This is a genomic window from Lentimicrobiaceae bacterium, assembly GCA_023227965.1.
GTDB lineage: Bacteria > Bacteroidota > Bacteroidia > Bacteroidales > JALOCA01 > JALOCA01.
Genome location: JALOCA010000015.1, coordinates 49,686 through 69,142 on the forward strand (window position 1 = coordinate 49,686; position 19,457 = coordinate 69,142).

12 protein-coding genes are annotated in these 19,457 nt (G+C 40.9%); 6 read left to right on the forward strand and 6 right to left on the reverse strand.

From position 1 onward, the window contains the following. Positions 1-14: 14 nt before the first annotated feature. From lnt to ruvA, 4 genes are all read right to left on the reverse strand, one after another. On the reverse strand, positions 15-1,634 hold the full coding sequence (gene lnt, locus M0R21_06850; protein ID MCK9617540.1) for an apolipoprotein N-acyltransferase: 1,620 nt from the start codon (positions 1,632-1,634) through the stop codon (positions 15-17). Positions 1,635-1,743: 109 nt separating this feature from the next. Next, complete coding sequence (gene hflX, locus M0R21_06855; protein ID MCK9617541.1) at positions 1,744-2,895, reverse strand: GTPase HflX; 1,152 nt, start codon at positions 2,893-2,895, stop codon at positions 1,744-1,746. A gap of 5 nt (positions 2,896-2,900) precedes the next feature. Beyond that, positions 2,901-10,118 (reverse strand): cell surface protein SprA, encoded by a 7,218-nt coding sequence (sprA, locus tag M0R21_06860; GenBank protein ID MCK9617542.1) that lies wholly within the window; start codon positions 10,116-10,118, stop codon positions 2,901-2,903. A 32-nt stretch (positions 10,119-10,150) separates the two neighbouring features. Further along, positions 10,151-10,741 (reverse strand): Holliday junction branch migration protein RuvA, encoded by a 591-nt coding sequence (ruvA, locus tag M0R21_06865; GenBank protein ID MCK9617543.1) that lies wholly within the window; start codon positions 10,739-10,741, stop codon positions 10,151-10,153. 432 nt (positions 10,742-11,173) lie between these two features. Here ruvA and M0R21_06870 point away from each other — a divergent pair, with 432 nt between their 5' ends. Beyond that, positions 11,174-13,495, forward strand: coding sequence for an NADP-dependent malic enzyme (locus M0R21_06870; GenBank protein MCK9617544.1), 2,322 nt, complete (start codon positions 11,174-11,176; stop codon positions 13,493-13,495). A gap of 38 nt (positions 13,496-13,533) precedes the next feature. Continuing rightward, a complete protein-coding gene (mdh, locus tag M0R21_06875) occupies positions 13,534-14,475 on the forward strand; it encodes a malate dehydrogenase (GenBank protein ID MCK9617545.1) in 942 nt (313 codons plus the stop codon). A gap of 34 nt (positions 14,476-14,509) precedes the next feature. Here mdh and purE read toward each other — a convergent pair whose 3' ends face one another. Then, positions 14,510-15,013, reverse strand: a complete 504-nt coding sequence (gene purE / locus M0R21_06880; protein ID MCK9617546.1) for a 5-(carboxyamino)imidazole ribonucleotide mutase — start codon at positions 15,011-15,013, stop codon at positions 14,510-14,512. A gap of 198 nt (positions 15,014-15,211) precedes the next feature. On the opposite strand from purE, the gene hpt reads away from it, so the two are divergent. From hpt to M0R21_06900, 4 genes are all read left to right on the forward strand, one after another. Continuing rightward, positions 15,212-15,742, forward strand: a complete 531-nt coding sequence (gene hpt, locus M0R21_06885) for a hypoxanthine phosphoribosyltransferase (protein ID MCK9617547.1) — start codon at positions 15,212-15,214, stop codon at positions 15,740-15,742. 14 nt (positions 15,743-15,756) lie between these two features. Next, positions 15,757-16,329, forward strand: a complete 573-nt coding sequence (locus M0R21_06890; GenBank protein MCK9617548.1) for an adenylate kinase — start codon at positions 15,757-15,759, stop codon at positions 16,327-16,329. Positions 16,330-16,370: 41 nt separating this feature from the next. Then, the gene (gene obgE / locus M0R21_06895; GenBank protein ID MCK9617549.1) at positions 16,371-17,360 is read left to right on the forward strand and encodes a GTPase ObgE; all 990 of its coding nucleotides are present in this window, start codon (positions 16,371-16,373) and stop codon (positions 17,358-17,360) included. An 82-nt stretch (positions 17,361-17,442) separates the two neighbouring features. Further along, positions 17,443-18,030, forward strand: a complete 588-nt coding sequence (locus M0R21_06900) for a phosphatase PAP2 family protein (GenBank protein MCK9617550.1) — start codon at positions 17,443-17,445, stop codon at positions 18,028-18,030. A 596-nt stretch (positions 18,031-18,626) separates the two neighbouring features. Here the strand turns inward: M0R21_06900 and M0R21_06905 are convergent. Further along, a partial coding sequence (locus M0R21_06905; GenBank protein MCK9617551.1) for a T9SS type A sorting domain-containing protein occupies positions 18,627-19,457 on the reverse strand: 831 nt, incomplete at its 5' end.

Here is a 19,457-nt window from a genome sequence, read left to right on the forward strand (position 1 = left end):
CTGTGTTATTTCTGTTAACGTAGCTCTTTCAAACGTCTTTTTTGTGTGATGGAAAAGGCAGCTACCAACACAAGCAGAATACCCGAAATGTAGTAACAGGCTCTTCCAATGAAATCGCCGTAGCGAACATAAAAAGTTATTGTATCGTTCGCATTGATTTGTTGTTTGATAACAGCGGGAGTCCAGTATGGGGTTGCCTGTGTAATGTCGCCTCTTTGGTTTACAAAAGCGGAAATCCCGGTATTTGCCGAGCGGGCTATGCTTCTGCGGGTTTCTATCGCCCTAAGCGATGAAAAAGTGAGATGTTGGCGATGCCCGGGAGTGTTTCCCCACCATCCGTCGTTAGTAATTACAAAAATTAACTCGGCACCATTGCGGACAAAACTTGCCACATATTCACCGTAAACCGATTCGTAACAAATTATCGGGGCAATGCTTAACTCACCTACTCTGAAAGGAATCTGCAGAGGGTCGGTACCCAGGCTTCCTACCGTACCTCCCAGGTCAATGGCAAAACTTTCCATAAAGGTAAGATACTTTGCAAATGGCATCATCTCAACGCCGGGAGTAAGTTTCGACTTGTGGTGCGTTTGTAAGCCTACTGAAGTGTCAATCAATGCAGCGGTGTTGTAAGCATCATAATATTCGTCAGCATCCCTGAACTTTCGGGCGGTATGGGTAGGCGGCTCGCCGGGCAGAAAGACCTTCCGGGATGAAAGTCCTACCACCATTTTTGTATTGGGAAATTTTCTTAAAAATGTACGTATGCTGTCGAAACTTTTTGATTGGTTCATATAGTTTTCCCAGATATATTCCTGGATGGCACTTTCGGGCGTAACGATGAATTGTACCGAAGAGTCGGTTTTGGTGGCGGCAAGCTGTAGCAACCGCCGTGTAATTTCCTGAGGAGGAAAATCGTATTGTTCGGTATAGGGATTGATATTAGGTTGAACAACCAGTACATTGACGGGTTTTTGCACTTCTGTGTAGGAATTGTACCTGATTACCGAGAAAATCATAGGCACCATTGCCAGCAGTAGTGTTCCCAAGCTATAACCTGCCAGGAGAAGGCTACACTTTTTTTGTACAAACCATTGCCTGTAAAGAAGAAAAATACAAATATTTACCAAAAGTATCCACAGACTTCCGCCTAAAGCGCCAGTATATTCATACCATTGCACCCATTGCGGATAGGAGGCAAAACCATTGCCAAGGTTAAGCCAGGGCCAACTCAGATCCCAGTCGAGGTGGTGAAATTCAAAAGCTGTCCAATACAAAATTAAACCCAGATAGCCCACCCATTGTCTGGAGAAAAGGCGGTGTGTAATATGGAATAATGTAAAAATTGTACTTAAAAACAACGTATTAAAAAGCAGGGCAAAAATAACCCCCACTAAAGTTGAATTGTAAATCCACCAGGTGGTGAATAGGTTCCAGATAAAAAAGCTCAGAAAAGCATATCCAAAGATACCAAAAGCATGGTTAATTTTTCTTTCGGAAAAGTGATAGTATTCAATGATAAGCAACGGAACTAATGCTACAAGCAGGAAAAGGGGAAATCCTCCTGCTGGCCAGGAAACTGTAAGTAGCACTCCAGAAAGGACAGATAAAAAAACTTGATAAATTTTTTTCATGTGTGAATCTTGAATTGCAAAAATAATAAACCCATGTTGCCCCCGAAACTTCTCCCGATGAATTTAACAAAAGCCACATGTTGTTTTAATAATTCCACATGCCACGGGTTTAATACAAAAAGTTATTGTAAGGGTAACGTATGGCATGGATTTTTTTAACTTCGTTGTAAAGCAATGTTTTAAATTCTTCCAGGTTGATTTTTTGGGTGGCGGAAATAAAAATTGCAGGGGCATTGTTTTTTGCCATCCATGAGTTCTTAAGTTCGGTGGAGATTGTGTCTGGAACAACTGGCGGGCAGGCGTCCACTTTGTTAAAGACCATGATTATTGGTTTATCAAAGGCTTTAATTTCGCGAAGGGTTTGGTTTACAACGGCAATTTGTTCTTCAAAATCAGGGTGCGAAATATCGGCTACATGTAGCAGAAGGTCGGCTTCGGTAACTTCATCCAATGTTGACTTAAAGGACTCCACAAGCCCGTGCGGCAGTTTCCGGATAAAACCTACGGTATCGGTAAGCAGGAAGGGCAAATTATCAATCACCACTTTACGTACAGTGGTGTCGAGGGTGGCAAATAGTTTGTTTTCGGCAAAAATATCGGATTTACTGATAAGGTTCATGAGGGTAGATTTTCCAACATTGGTGTAACCTACCAGCGCCACTCTCACCAACTCGGAGCGGCTTTTCCGTTGTGTGGTTTTTTGTTTATCAATGTGTTTAAGTTTTTCTTTTAGCAGGGCAATTCTGTCGCGGATTACCCTCCGATCGGTTTCAATTTCTTTTTCGCCGGGTCCACGCATACCTAAACCGCCGCGCTGCTTGGTAAGGTGTGTCCACATTCGGGTAAGTCGGGGCAGCAAGTATTGGTATTGGGCAAGTTCCACCTGGGTACGGGCAGTGGAAGTGCGTGCCCGCCTGGCAAAAATGTCGAGGATAAGAGTAGTTCGATCAAGAATTTTGCATTCGAGGCTTTTTTCGAGATTGCGGAGTTGAGAAGGAGTAAGTTCGTCATCGAAAACCACCACGTCCACCGAAGCTGCCTTAGCAAACATGACGATTTCTTCCAGCTTTCCTGAACCTACGTAAGTTCTTCCATCGGGTTTTTCCAGTTTTTGCACAAAACGTTGCAACGCTTGTCCTCCTGCTGTTTGCAACAAAAATTCCAGTTCATTAAGATGTTCCTGCGTTTTTGATTCGTTGCTTTCTGGGGTAACCAACCCCACCAAAATAGCATTTTCAGGAATGATGTTTGTTTCGTCCATGGAGTTTATTGTGCCAGCATGAATCGCAAACTGATTCCGGCGTTAGTAGTTGAATTGGGGTATTGAGTTGAAACAAATGGATTTGTAATCTGTTTTTCAAAAAATGCCCTAATTGTAAGGTTTTGGTTCATAACATAATCAGCCGAAATATTTATTGATGTCAGCTTTTTTCCGGCAGAAATCTGGTCAGAGTCTTCCACCAGCCTGCGAAGTACCGTTTTGTCGTTCCGTATAGAAAGATCGGCTTTGATGTTTAAATCGCTTTTCACCTTGCTTTTCTTGCTTTCGATGCCCAGTGTACGCAACACCAGTTCCATTTCCTTGAAACGGTAACCCAATCCGAAAACCAGTTCGCTCGACGAAATATCGGTCATCTGGTTGTTGGTAAAGCTCATGGCAAGGTTACGGCTACGTTTGTATTCGAAGCGTGTAAGCAAATTGTTAACCCACGTGATGTCAATTCCGAATAGCGGACTGTATTGCTCGGTTATGGTGATAGCATCAATCTGAAATTCGGGAATAAAATTGTTGTTTACATCAAGAGAATCGGCGTAGCCGTTATCGGGATTAACGTGGTATAAAATGTTGGAACGGTAAGATGCAACGGAATAGGTTGAGCGGTACGCATGTGAAATATTTACGTTTTTAACATAATCTTGTAGGAATTCAATCCGGCTTAACCCTCCATAGGTTAGTCGCCAATTAGGTTTGGGGATTCTGGGGAAAGGGGTAAGGGAAACACTTCCCGAATTTTGACCCGAATAAGCTGCAAGAAACGAAGGAATAAGCACTGCGGTAGAAGTGGCTCCGTAACCCACAGGATAACCGAGCGAATCGTATTCGCCGCTCCAGTTCGGGTTTTTGGCAGCCAGCCGTTGAGCAATTTCCATGCGGTAGTTTTTCATTTTTTCAAAGGTTTCCGACTTTTTATCTTCTACATTTTTATCGAAAGATGTATTCCAAACACCGTAAGAAATGGAATAACTGCCAACATCCATCATCGAACTGGTTTCAAACTCCCCTGTTGTGTAATTATACAGATAGTATTCTTGATGGTTGATAGATTCGGTACGGTCGGCGGTGATATCAATCCTGAGGTCGTTAATAGGTTCGGCGGTTGCTTTAAACGAAAGATTTTTTGTCTGTTTGGTGAGATAAGGAGTATTAAGCAAAGAGTCGGTTGAAAACCAGCCGTTTCTTTTTCCAATATCACGTATATTTTCCTGACTTCCAAACACAAAACCTAATCCCGGCGCCATGTCGCTCCAACGATTACCTAAATAATTTGGCTTGGGCATAAATCCCGGTATCAGTGTACCGTTGGTTTCGGAATAGCTCATCGAACCTTCTTTAATGCCGGTAAGAAGAGTTAAGACGGCATTTTTTACAACTTGTAAATCAATAAAAGGTTTACGGGCAGCGGAATCCTGAACTTTTTCCTCTTTTTTTGGAGGCTCTTTTTCTGTTCCTGGTTTTTTCCCGGCAGGGAGGCTTCGCGGGGAGGGCTTTTTCCCTTTTGGGTTTATATTTTTCAGAAATCCGAATTTGCTATATAAGGATGATAATTTAACGTTGGCGTTAATTTGTTTGTTATTTGAATTTTCAATAGTATTTCCCAGTGCTTCCTGAAGCGACTGTGGTGAAGCTTCCCAACGATAAGTACTTCCGTAACGTGCTGATGCATTGGTAAAATTTAGCAAAGGAATTTTGTTAATCGGGATGTTGTATGTTATATTCATGGATTGATTGAACCGTTGCAAGGTGCCAAAACCCAAAATTTCATCTATGATGGAATCCCGTTTTTCTTTGTAATCTTTCTGGTGTTTATCGAGCTTTCCGGCGGGTTCGTCAATGTAGGCGTTGGCATTAGCGCTGTATTCTAATTTTAACCCTTGCGAAAAGTCGTATTTGAAATCGTAAACTCTTGCCCATTCCCAGCTTTTTACGTAGGTGGGTTCAATAATGATGAGCGCCTGGGTGCTTTTATTCCGGTATTTACGTTCGTTATAAGCGCGGTTCATGTCGGTTCGGAATGAAAACAGCTTGGGCATTAGGTAAAAATTGAAATCTTTGACCAGTTGCAGTGATTTGTATTTCGAAAGAAACCTAACTTTGTCAAAAGGTTTAACCGGTTTGGGATTATTAATGAAGTTATATCCAATGCCTCCACGGTAGGTTTTCTTTACATCATATTGTATGTCAATATTTCTGTGATAAATTTCCGAATAGGCGTAGGTAAAGTCGAAGTTTTCGATGTCATAAACCCGGTTTTTTTTATTGGCACCGGTTTTTTCTTTACGAACATTCATGAAATTGATATTTTTGCGCTGGGTATAGTCCTGAACTATTTTTTTGAGCGAGTCCTTGCTTTTTTTGCTTAAATCCTTGAAAAGTACATCCGGATCGAGTGGGTTGTACTGGGGGTTGCTTTTTGATTCGGAAAAATCGAAATGCATAGGAATTCGCAAACCCGATTTTTCGGGGAAGAATTTGCCTAATTCGAGGTTAGTAGCCACATCATACGTAATCAAGGTTTCTTTTTGCCTGTCGTTAATTCTTTTTTCGATGCTTCCAAACCCGGGGGTGCTGTATCCTCCCGAAAAGATTACATTTCCCAGATCGGCAAGTGTAGCGTTTAGTCTTCCTGTGGCAGCAAAACCGCTTTTTTCGTCAAAGCCTGATACCCTGAATTCATTGAACCAAAATTCAGCACTTTTTGTTTTTCCGTCATCGGTATCACTGATACCGCGTTTTTTAGGATTTCGCACCCCTATCATCATTGCTTTTACATCGCTAAGGCTGGGCATACCTACTATTGTTATTTTATTGGCTCCGTCGTACACTACATAAGGAAGGGTAGTGGGAATACCGTTGCTGATAATAGCTTCGTTTCGTTGTTGTTTTGCAGCAATAAGGGTTTCAATATCAATATTAAATTCATTGTTTTCGGGCCAGATGGCTTCTTTATCACGGGCGCCGGTATGCCAGGGTGTAAATTCAACAGGAATTTCGTATTCGTAGTAGTTTTCGGTAAAGTCGGAACCCAGACGCAAAAATACGGTAAGGTCACCAGGTTGTAGTCTGTCGTTGTTGTTTAGTTCTTCGGCATGTACGTACATTTTGATTTTTTTGTACATACGAAAATCGAAATCAGCAGTTTTGAAAGCAGCTCTTGCATCTCCATCAAGCAGGTTGACAACCTTGTAATCTATTGATTGTTCGTTCATCTGTTGCATGGTGATGGCTCCCATATTTATTTCGCGTTGGATGTCAGGAGGTAAGACATAGGGAATCGGTAAGCGATTTCCATTTTCTTCAATATTTACTGTCGAAACGTCGAATTGGGTTTGATGCTGTTCATCATTGGGCACGTATTCGCCTGCAGAAAGTAAGCTTTGGTCATATTTTCTCCATTCGCCGCGAACCAGTTCGAGGGTAGCAAAACGGCAAACAATAGAACTGGTGAAATTTTTGAAAAACATACGCATAAAGCGTATAGATTTAAAATCCTGGATGTTACCAATTACTTTTTCGGGGTAGCGGATGGGAATTTTAAATTGGTACCAGTTTACTACGGTAGTTTTGTTGTTTTCGAGCCTTACGGTAGCTCCGTGAATATCGGTGATATAATTTTGCCCGATTTGCATTTTATCTGGTCGCAGATTGACTCTGTATTGGAAATACCGTTCATTAGTATTTAGGGTATTGTCTTTATTGATGTCTTCAATATTAGGTATAGTAGTTGCGTAGTTATTGCTACTGGCTGGTGAGTTTCCTTCGGAGCCGTTATACATTTTGTATTTTTCGAGTATGCTGCGGTACTGGTTGCCTTGGTTATAATCGGTGCCCAGGAAATAATGGTAATCGTCGGCAGAAGGGTCGTTGACAGTTTTGAGATAGGCATCGGATTCAGTGCCGTATAAGTCAATAATTTTCTGCAGATAGGTTCCATAAAAAAATGTTTGTTCGTCCTCGTTTCTCAATCCGTCATACCCCACATCTTGGTATTTACGGGCACTTTCCGAGTTGTCGAAACCGGGGATAAGAGCTTGCAGTTTGGGAACTCTTCCCCAGATAGTAGTATCTACTTCTGTAATAGTTGTGGAGGTTGGCAATCCATTTTCGTAACTTTTCCGGCTATCGCGCAAAATGTCTTCTGATATATCTCCCAGATTGATGTATAAATCGCCCCCATCATTCAGGGTATCACTGGCAAAAGGATCCATCATCCAGAACTCAATGTACTCCACATTCGTTGCTTCAAAATCGGTAGTTTCCATTTTTCGCATGATACCACCCCAACGGGTTTCGGGATTGTTTAGGATTCCGGCGGAGTTCAATCCTTCCGAAATACCTGGTATACGATTTACATCATAATTGTATTGTCCTCTTTCTGAAGGATAATAAGCCAGGTTAAGAATAGGAAGATTCATCTGTTGCCCGTTTTGTGGGTCAGCATTCGGAAATACTTCCTTTTCAAGAACAGGACGAACTGCATTTTTCGATAGTTCATTTTTATCAACATTGGCGGGCTTTATGGTGCTGTTTCTTTCATAAAACAGGGGATCAATAACATACCATGCCAATTTTGCACGGTTGAAACCATATTCTATGCCTATACCCGGTGCTGCTTCTGGAAACATACCTCTTTCTATTTGTCCCTGAGGTGTACTGGCAAGAAACCAGTTGGCAATGGGTGCACTCTTTAAGTCAATGGTAGATTCACTGCCTTCAAAATCATCGATATAAGAAGTTCCCGCACTGCCAATGGCGCTTGAGTGTCCTGGAATAAAATGGGCAAATTCACCGGCAAACGATATGCGTGAAGGCGCTTTGGTGGTAATAAAGGGAAGTTTGTCAACCAATTTGGTAAGCAGACGTGATTCGCTTTGGTAATTTACGTCCATGCCCCAGATGGTATTGGAAATGGGGTCGTATCCGAAGTTAGTTTTTTGTGTCAGCGGACGTTCACGCATATTCAGGATGGTTGCACCAATTTTAAAATCGTTGCTCAGGGCATGTTCAATATGTGCACCCATCAAACGCTGGGTTTGCACGTTAAACATAGCATTGTTTTCGAGGCTTATTCTAATAGGGGTTCCAGAATTGAGGTAGCCGTCGTTGATGATTCTTACCATACCTAAGGTGTAATCCACAGTGTAGTCAATGTTTTCCTGCAGTTGTATTCCGCCAGCCATCACTTTTACCGATCCCTGGGGAACGTTTAGCGCATTGAGCGAAATTTCGGAACTGGCGCTGGATTTGTAAATTCCGTCGAGAACAAATTTGTTTTTGGCAGGGTATTGCTGGGCAATGGTTTTGGTTGTGGAATACAGGGAGTCGTAACAATATTTATTGGCAAGTTGTTCGTCCTGTAGTTTGTTCCGAAGGTATTGTCCGAAAGGCTCCAGCATAGTGAAATAAACTCTGCCGTTGGATGATTGAATGGTTCCTCCGTTTGAGGCGGCTCCGTCAAGAAAATCGAACATTCCATCGTGGGGCGGGTTGCTTTGCGGGTCGAGATTATCAAAATTAAATACCTGGAGCAAGGGAACACCTTGCAGTTTCCCTTCTGTAAAATAGCCTGTAGGAACACCATTTTCGTTGCCCGAATACAAGATGTTCAACATAAAGTCGTCACGGTTTACCTGGTAAGCTCCTATGGAATACACGTTTTTCATCATCAGGTCCCACATAGGAATCCGGGTGTTGAGTGCTGTACTTTTGAGCAATTTTACTACGAGGCATTGCGGTGCATTGATTCCCTGGTCAGAAAATTCACCCAACTGATACACCTTGTTATCTCCGATAACGGTATATTGAATGGCAACACCCAACGCCTGGTCGGAGTTTAGCGTAGTATTAAGCGAAATAAAACCGAGTTTACTATTATAGGTATATTCCTGCGAATTTAATTTACGTGCACTTTCAATTACTTCGTAATCCTGTCCGGGAACTAAATTCTTTCTTACCAGGTAATCGGAAGCCTTGTTGATGTTTCGCAGATTAGTGGTGTCGGGTAAAATCGAAAGAATATTATTCGACAGGTTGAAGGGATAGCTTCCACCGACATTAGGGTAAATGATGTCCTTGCGGTAAGGGTTGTATTCACCCAAATCGGCAAGAGCAACTATGTTACGGTTGTCCTGCACGGCGGCACCTATTTGGGTAACCCACACTTCAATTTTGGTAATATTGATATTCGACATTACCACGGGAAGTTTCGAAAGACCCTCTTCATAGTGATTTCTGAAGTATTCGGCAATAAAAAAGTGCCGGTTTTCTTCGTATGCGTCGGCTTTGATACTGAATTTATTGGTTTGTGCTCCTCCCTGAACGGTAATACTTTGGGTTTGGCTTTTTTGCTCGGAATACACCCCTGTTACAGTGGTTTTACCGAATTGTAATTGAGTTTTTATCCCGAAAAGGCTCTGGCTACCGGTAATCAAGGTACTGTTGAGAGGCAATGTAACGTCGCCAGCTTCAATCAATTTGATGATTTCGTCTTCCTTTCCTTCGTATTTTAACTTGAGTTTGTTTTCAAATTCAAAAGAAGCTTCTGTGTTGTAGTTAGTTTGAAATTCAATTTTATCGCCTATTTTGGCGGTAGCATTCAACTGGATTTTTTCTTTAAAATCGAAATTGGTAGTACGGCGCTGGCGAACGTTAAGCGAAGCATTATCACTTTTATTGGAAATAATTCCGAAAATGAGTTCAGCAGAGCCCTGGGGACGAATGTCAATAGTGTTCCCACCGAAAATTCTGTCGAAGGCTTCTCCGCCGATACGGATTGGCTGGAGAATTCCCGTAGAACTGGCTTTTCCGGATGCTCCCGCCCTGCTTTTCCAATAGTTGTCGAGTGAGCGTTGCATGTCTAAGCGTTGGTATTCTTCAAAGGTCATAACCGCAGGGTATCCCAGCGGTCTGGAACCTGCTTTTTTATTGAAAATATACTGGTTATTTTGGGGGTCGTACTCTTCGCTTGTTGTGATGTTAGCAGGTTCTTTCAGGTACAGGGGATTGTAATCCTGTTGTGGCAGGGGGTTGGTAATATCCTGTTTTATGGGATAGGGCAGAGTACTGTCGCCTCCGGGCAAAGTATCGGGTGGAGGTACGGCAACATAATTTTTAGTTATTTGTACATGGGCTTGTACTGCCCATACAAATAAAAGTATAACCAAGATGGCTGAAAAAGTAAAAATGTATTTCGGGGGCTGCTTCAAATTCAATAACCTCAAAATTAAATCCGATCAGTTTATAATATTTTTAACGCACTTTTTATCAGCTCTTCTGCTGATAAATTATTTCCATTTGGTGTGGCTGTAATAATTTTATCGAGGGTTTTTTCCACTACACTTTTACTAAACCCCAGTATTGCTAAACCTGATAACGCTTCAATTTTTCGGGTATTGTGTGCAATGGCTAAAAATTCGGTACTCGTTTCGCCTTTGCCAAATTTATCTTTCAGATCAATAATAATGCGTTGGGCTGTTTTTGCACCTATACCTTTTACACCCTGCAGCACATCTACTTTCCCGGTAATTATTGCCTGTTTCACTTCGGCTGTGGTAAGCGACGAAAGTATCAGCCTTGCCGTATTTGCACCTATGCCTGAAACGTTTATCAATTGTCTGAAAAGCGAACGTTCGTCCTCGGTGGCAAAGCCGTACAAAATCTGAGCGTCTTCACGTACAACAAGATGGGTGAGCAAGCGAAAATGGGAAGCCTCTTTTAGCAACGAAAATGTTTGCAACGAAATGTGAAGAAAATACCCCATTCCATTGTTTTCCAAAACCACATAAGCCGGATTTTTTTCCGTTATATCGCCTTCAATAAATGCGTACATAGGCTTTCTTTGCTAATTTTTTAAAAAACTCTTAAAAAGCAGGCAAAAATACAACTTTTCGTGAAAAGAAAAGTTTCGTTTTTTACCAGGGTCTGTTTAGTACCATCAGCAAATTTAATTTTTTATCGGAATAAAATACAAAGTACGCACAATTTTATTACCAGATAAACAGCAATTCTCTGTATTTGGGCAAAGTCCATAGTCTATTGTGAATCATTTATTCCAGCTTGTCAATATTGTAACGAATTTGTTTTAGAAAAAACGGAAGGAAATCAGCCGGATACATACTTACTTCTGTGAGCATATTTTTATAGGATTTTATCGAATATTTTTCCTGTAAATAATTTCTTAAAAAAATCCTGTATTCAATTGAAAAAATACTTAGTTTTGAATATAAATACCTGAGACCAGGTTTATCAAAAAATTTAGAATATGGATAAAACAATGTTGAAAAAATTAGCTCTTGAATACCATGCTCAGGGGCGTCCGGGGAAAATAGAAGTTATACCAACAAAACCTACTGCTACCCAGCAAGATTTATCGCTTGCATACACGCCTGGGGTAGCCGAACCTTGTTTGAGAATACATGATAATCCCGAAGATGTGTATAAATATACGGCAAAAGGAAACCTGGTAGCAGTAATTTCCAATGGTACAGCCGTTCTTGGGTTAGGGGATATTGGTACCGAAGCAGGAAAGCCTGTTATGGAAGGGAAAGGGGTGCTTTTTAAAATTTTTGCCGATATTGATGTGTTTGATATAGAGATAAATGAAAAAGACCCGAAAAAGATTATTGAAATCGTAAAAGCTATTGCACCCACCTTTGGCGGTATCAATCTCGAAGATATTAAAGCCCCCGAATGTTTTGAAATAGAGGATCGTTTGAAAGAGTGTCTCGACATTCCGTTGATGCACGACGATCAACATGGTACGGCAATTATCACCTCGGGGGCTATGTTAAATGCCCTCGAAATTACCGGTAAAAAAATTGAGGAAATTCGGATTGTGGTCAATGGTGCCGGTGCTGCTGCCATAAGTTGCACTAAGCTGTATATTAAGCTGGGTGTCAATCCTGAAAATATTATTATGCTCGATAGCAAAGGGGTGTTGCATCAAAACAGAACCGATTTAAATCCCATAAAACGCCAGTTTGCCACCTCAAAAAATATTTCAAATCTTCGTGAAGCAATTGCCGGTGCAGATATGTTTTTAGGGCTTTCGGTTGCCGGGCAAGTTGATCAGGATATGATACGCTCCATGGCTGCCAATCCCATTGTTTTTGCATTGGCAAACCCGTTTCCGGAAATCACTTACGAAGATGCAACCTCTGCACGCAAAGACATAATTATGGCAACAGGTCGTTCAGATTACCCCAACCAGGTGAACAATGTACTGGGATTCCCCTTTATTTTTAGGGGTGCACTTGATGTAAGAGCCACAAAAATCAACGACGAAATGAAGCTGGCTGCCGCCTATGCCCTTGCAGAACTTGCTAAACTGCCTGTCCCAGAAGAAGTAAACTTAGCCTACCACACAAACAATCTTAAATTTGGGAAGGACTATATCATTCCAAAACCTTGCGACCCCCGGCTTATTAGTACAATTCCTGTTGCAGTGGCACAAGCTGCCATGGATTCAGGAATTGCCTGTATGCCCATCAGGGATTGGGGTTTGTACAAAGAAGAACTTAGCCGAAGACTTGGTGTGGGAATTCCTTTAATCAGGCAAATAAAAGCCAAAGCTAAAGCCCAGCCTCAGAAGGTAGTTTTTGCCGAAGCAGAAAATTTTAAAATACTCAAAGCTGCCGAAATTGTACAAAGCGAAGGGATTGCATGTCCTATACTACTGGGCAATAAAGATTTGATAATACAAATAATCAGCGATAACGACCTCTCACTTGAAGGGGTTGAAATTATTGATCCCAAATCGAAAAAGGAAGAAAGCCGGCTTAGAAAATTTGCAGAGATTTATTTTGAAAAACGGCAACGCAAAGGCGTTACCCTGCAATCAGCTCTTGATACCATGCACCATCGTAATTATTTTGGACCTATGCTGGTTGAAACCTGCAAAGCCGATGCCATGATTTCCGGTCTTACCCGGAATTATCCCGATACCATTCGTCCTACCCTCGAAATTATCGGAAAGCACCCCGGCGCCCATGTTGTTTCGGGAATGTATATTATCAATACAAAAAAAGGACCTTTCTTTTTTGCCGATACTACCGTGAACCATCATCCCGACACGCAAACCATAGTCGAAATCACCCTTCAGACATATGAAGCCGTTAAAAAATTCGGAATATTGCCCCGGATAGCCTTACTGTCCTACTCTAATTTTGGCTCGGTAAAAGGAGAAGCTCCTTTGAAAATGCGTGATGCTGTTGCTATTCTGCATCGCGACTATCCCCATATCGTTGTTGACGGTGATATTCAGGCAAATTTTGCCCTGAACGAAGAAATGCTGAAAGAAAGTTTCCCCTTTTCAAAACTGATAGGAGGAAAAGCCAATACACTTATTTTCCCATTCCTCAGTGCAAGCAATATTGCCTATAAATTAATGCAGGAAATGGCAGGTATGGAAGCCATAGGTCCCATCCTGAACGGACTAAATAAATCGGTACACATCCTGCAAATGGGTGCAAGCGTTACGGAAATTGTAAACATGGTTACCATCGCTGTTATTTATGCACAGTCAGGAAATAAGCAGCAAACAAAATTATTGAATGATTGTTTATTAGCTACTGATCAGGAATAATAAACTGATTAAAAGTAATAAAACAGCATCATTAATTTATGAAAAGAATAACCGTTATTGGCGCCGGAAATGTTGGCGCAACAGTTGCTAATGTTATTGCACACAAAGACCTTGCACGCGAAGTGGTATTGGTAGATATTAAGGAAGGAGTTGCCGAAGGTAAGGCTCTCGATATTTGGCAGGCTTCTTCAATAAACCATTTTAATACCCGTGTAGTAGGAACCACTAACGACTATTTGAAAACCAAAGGGTCAAGTATCGTGGTCATTACTTCGGGCATGCCGCGCAAACCCGGAATGAGCCGTGATGACCTTGTGAAAACCAATGCAATTGTCGTAAAAGAAGTTACTGAAAAAGTAATCAAATATTCACCGGAAGCTATTATCATCGTGGTGTCGAACCCGCTTGATGCGATGAGCTATGTAGCCTATATGGTCTCGGGTAAGGACAGCCGAAAAGTTTTCGGTATGGCAGGAATCCTTGATACCGGTCGCTACCGAGCCTTTATTGCCGAAGCTCTTGACGTTTCGCCCAATACAGTGCATGCCTTGTTGCTGGGCAGCCACGGCGATACGATGGTTCCTTTGCCCCGTTACACCTCTGTTTCCGGAGTACCACTTACGGAACTGATGAATAAGGATGAAATTGATAAAATTGTGGAAAGAACCCGCCAGGGAGGTGGTGAATTGGTAAATCTTATGGGCACCTCTGCCTGGTATGCACCGGGAGCTGCTGCTGCACAGATGGTTGAAGCCATAGTAGATGATCAAAAACGCCTGTTCCCTGTTTCTGTATATTTGCAGGGTGAATACGGACTTAAAGATGTTTACGTGGGCGTACCTGTAAAATTGGGCGCTAACGGTATTGAACAGATTTTTGAATTAAAACTTTCGGCAGAGGAAAAACTAATGCTTGAACAATCTGCCGCTTCAGTAAAGGAACAAATAAAAATAGTTGAGAAAATGGGAATTTTTGATTAAAGATTTCCGGCATTTACAGAAAAAACACCGGGTGTCATACTTTATATTTATATTCTATTTTCTTTAACTCTTCATTGGCTTTTAATACCTTGCCTTTAAGCCCTTCTTTAAAGGAAACAAGTTTTGCGAAAAGTACATCGTCAGAAATACTTAAAATCTGGGCGGCAAGAATGCCCGCATTTTTGGCAGCATTAACACCAACAGTTGCTACCGGAATTCCGGGAGGCATCTGTAAAATAGAAAAAACAGAATCCAAACCGTCAAAAGTGGCTTTTATAGGAACACCTATCACCGGAATAGGTGTCATTGCGGCTATTACTCCGGGTAAATGTGCAGCCATTCCAGCCCCGGCTATTATAACACGTATGCCACGCTGATAAGCCCCTTTGGCAAATTCTTCTACTTTTTCCGGGGTGCGATGGGCTGATAAAGCATTCATCTCGAAAGGGATTTTCATCTCTTCACAAAAATCTGCAGATTCTTTCATCACAGGCAAATCAGACGTACTGCCCATTATTATACTCACTATAGGTTTCATTGTTATTAATTTGCTATCCATTGGTTAAATAGTTTACACCAAAAATCGGGGAAATATCCATAAACATTGTCAATTGACATAGGTATTATCCTTATGGAGGATTTCATTGTTTTACATTTTTTGCAAAGATAAAGATTGTAGTGTAATGTTAACATGATATGTTTATCTTTGCATCTTCTTATTTTATACCCCTTTTCCATGCAGATTCAAGTTAAGGACAAACAATTCGCACTATTTATCAAAGCAGAAGAAATTGATATGGCAATTTCTAAAGTTGCTGAAAATATCAATCATGATTACAAAGGTAAAATTCCTTTATTTCTTGGAATCCTTAATGGCTCGTTTATGTTTGCTTCCGATTTACTGAAAAAAATTACAGTAGATTGTGAAATTTCTTTTGTGAAAATAGCTTCTTATGCCGGAACACAAAGTACAGGTAAAATTAACAACCTGATTGGCTTAAACGAAGATATAAAAGGACGGCACATCATCATTCTTGAAGATATTGTTGATACCGGACACACTTTGGCATCTCTGCTTAAATATCTGGAATCATTTAAACCGGCAAGTGTAAAAATAGCCACCTGCCTTTTCAAACCTGCAGCTTTTACAAAGGAATACACAGTTGATTATGTGGGAAAAAACATTCCAAACGATTTCATTGTAGGATATGGTCTGGATTACGATGGCTTCGGAAGAAACCTTCCCGATATTTATAAAATTGTTTAATAATTACGTCTAATATGCTGAATATTATAATTTTTGGAGCACCTGGTGCCGGTAAGGGAACCCAGTCGGTTAAAATTGCTTCCCATTACAATCTTGTACACGTATCTACCGGAGATATTTTGCGCAATGAAATAAAACAACAGAGTGCTTTGGGCGCTCAGGCAAAAACTTTTATGGATAAAGGTGAATTGGTTCCCGATGACTTGCTGATTGCGATTATCAATTCGGTGATGATGAAGAACCAAAATACAAAAGGAATTATCCTCGATGGCTTTCCGCGCACAAAAGTACAGGCTCAGGCGCTCGACAATTTGTTGGATACACGCAAAACTCCTGTATCGGCAGTGATTGCCCTCGAAGCCGATGAAGAAGAGTTGATTGCCCGCCTACTCAATCGTGCCCTCGAGCTTGGGCGTGCCGACGACAAGGAAGATGTAATACGTCAAAGACTTGAGGTTTATAACAAACAAACCTCTCCATTAATTGATTATTACCGTTTGCAGGGAAAGTTTATTCCAGTGAAAGGTGTAGGCAGTGTTGACGAAATTTTTGACAATCTCTGTAAAATAATTAATACTATAAAATAATTCAGGGATATTTTTCTGATATTCAATTTTAAAAATTTCTTATGCCTTCAGATAACTTTATTGATTACGTTAAAATTTTTTTTCGTTCGGGAAATGGCGGACCTGGTTCGGTGCATTTTATCCGAAACAGGATGAATCCACGAGGCGGACCTGATGGAGGCGATGGAGGAAGAGGAGGTCATATCATTTTGAAAGGAAACAGCCAGTTGTGGACTCTTCTCCACCTTAAATACACCAAACATCTTATGGCTGAGAATGGTAATCCGGGAGGTGGCAACCTTAAAACCGGAGCTTACGGAAAGGACATCATCGTTGAAGTTCCTTTAGGTACGGTGGCACGCGATCCGGAAACGGGCGAAATAGAACTGGAAATAACCCAGGATGGCGAAACCCGTGTACTGATGCCTGGTGGCAGAGGAGGTTTGGGTAACGACCATTTTAAGTCGGCTACTCTACAGGCTCCTAAGTTTGCCCAACCAGGTGAACAGGGTATTGAAGCATGGAAAGTTCTGGAATTAAAGCTGCTTGCCGATGTCGGTCTTGTAGGTTTCCCTAATGCAGGTAAATCAACCTTGCTTTCAAAACTATCTGCCGCACGCCCCGAAATTGCCGATTATCCCTTCACTACCCTTCGTCCAAACCTTGGCATCGTTTCTTATTTCGATAAACAATCGTTTGTAATGGCTGACATCCCAGGCATCATCCAGGGCGCAAGCGAGGGAAAGGGGCTTGGATTACGATTTCTCAGGCACATAGAACGTAACTCGGTGCTTCTGTTTATGATTCCTGCCGATACCAAAAACATACGTTCCGACTACAAAGTTCTTCTTAATGAATTGAAACAATACAACCCCGAGCTTCTTGATAAAAATCGTATCCTTGCCATTACCAAAGCCGACCTACTCGACAATGAATTATTACAGGAACTGAAAAAAGAACTTCCAAAAGTAACGTCCGTCTTCATTTCATCTCATTCCGGTTTTGGTTTAAAAGAACTAAAAGACAAACTCTGGAAAGAATTGAATAAATAAAATTTTTCAAAATCATATTAATTTTTCAAAATCTGCAATCCACAATCTTAAATCTGAAATCTTAAATCTTAAATTAATTACGGTGCCTTCATTTCTCAACGCATTAGATACCTGGCTCTTTCTCGTGATTAACGGTTTGCACAATCGTTTTTTCGACGTCGTGATGTTTTGGGCAAGCGAAAAATTGACATGGATACCTGTTTACATTTTATTTATTTACTTTATCATAAAATATTACCATAAACAAAGCTGGATAATTTTCATTTCGGCAGCAGTTCTTATTACCTTAAGCGACCAGGTTTCGGTTGTTCTTTTCAAAAATATTTTTCATCGCTTACGCCCTTGCCACCAGGCTGATCTTGCAGCTTTCATTCATCTTGTAAATGGGAAGTGTGGTGGACAGTACGGTTTTATATCTTCCCATGCTGCCAATTTTTTTGCCCTTGCAACATTTTTGAGTGCTTTTTTAAAAGATAAGTTCAAATATTTTAAAACTGCAGTTTTTTTCTGGGCTTCATTTATTGCCTACAGCCGGATTTATCTCGGAGTGCATTTCCCGGGCGATGTTGTTATTGGTGCAATCACAGGAATTTTAATAGGCAAGATAGTTGTTATGCTTTGCCATAAAACACTGAGAACCTACTGCAAGCCAAAACCAACTGAGGGATAATTTTTTTACACCCGACAATTTTTTCCGGCACTTTTCAGATTGGATGACTCACATTAGTAAGGGTGATTGCTTCACTATAGCTATAGGAGACGCCACCTTGTTACCAAGTCGCTCCCTCTCCTATTCACCTACTCGCCTCTGCTGAGCTGTCCCGATTGTCGAGGAAGCAGAGTTACTGGATATAACCAGTAAGTTTGAGGTTATAAGGTGTGAACTACTGGTTATAGCTAATAAACCAGAGGTTATAGGGTGTGAACTATTAGTTATATGCGATTCTGAACAGTTAGAAAAAAGATACCTTTCTACAAAAAGTGGTAATCCAGGCATTTACAGATTTTATCGGCACTATTCCCGTTAAGCACTTTCTTGTTCCTTATATTTTATATCTGGATAGCATTTTGGTTTATTGTAATTGCAAAAAAACCAGATGACTATCGGTACTGCTATATCCCGAGTAGAAATGTAAAAAAAACCATCCCAATCCGTTGTATCTGTGTTCTATTTTGCAGATTGTGCGGATTGTGCAGATTGTGCGGATTGTGCAGATCGAATATCATTCATAACTTTTTATTTTTCTATTGCTCCAGACTCTACACTCACTGCTGCTTCACCCATTTCCCGCTATCTTTTACTTCTCCATTCTGCATTACCCGGTAAAAATACATGCTGGGATTTAGTGCTGAGGTATTTACTGAAGTGGTTTCGTTGATGTTTTGTTGTACTACCAACCTGCCGTTGGCATCGTACATCTCTAATTTCGCATCTTTTAATGTGGTTTGGATGTATAGAGTGTTGGTGCCGGGGTTGGGTAAGAGTTGAAAAGTATTTTCCTTTTCATTTTTACTGATTCCTGTGATATAATCGCATGAGGAAGCAATGTTTGTGGAAAAATATCCCAAAGTATTATCTTCATAACACCTTAATGGACCACCTTCAAAAACATCCAAAATATTACAAAGCATGGTAAGTTCGGGCAACATATAAGAATCTATTGAACCTATACTTTCATATGCTTGTGAGCCAAGCATCCAATGAGAGTTTTCAGCGGCTTGTAGCGTTAAACTTCTCAAACGTGTTCCATTTACGACGACTGAACTGGTATCGGTAACTATTACTTCTCCAATAGTATCGCATTCTATGTCAAAAGTATGTGGAATAACCCAGGAATCTCCCGGTTTTGCAGAAAAATCATAAAGAGTATAAAACTGATTATTTCTGAGAATATATACTTTATCGTTATCCGAGTAAGTATATTCTTTGCCCATGATTACAGTATCATAAACAATATTAACATGATCATAAGAAAACAATGTTTTTACAAGTTCGCGACATTGTTTATCCATGATTGTGGTGTCCTTACCGGCTTCTATCTTAATATAGCCGTCTATCCAAAAATTTGTATAAGAATAATACCAAACGGCACCCAT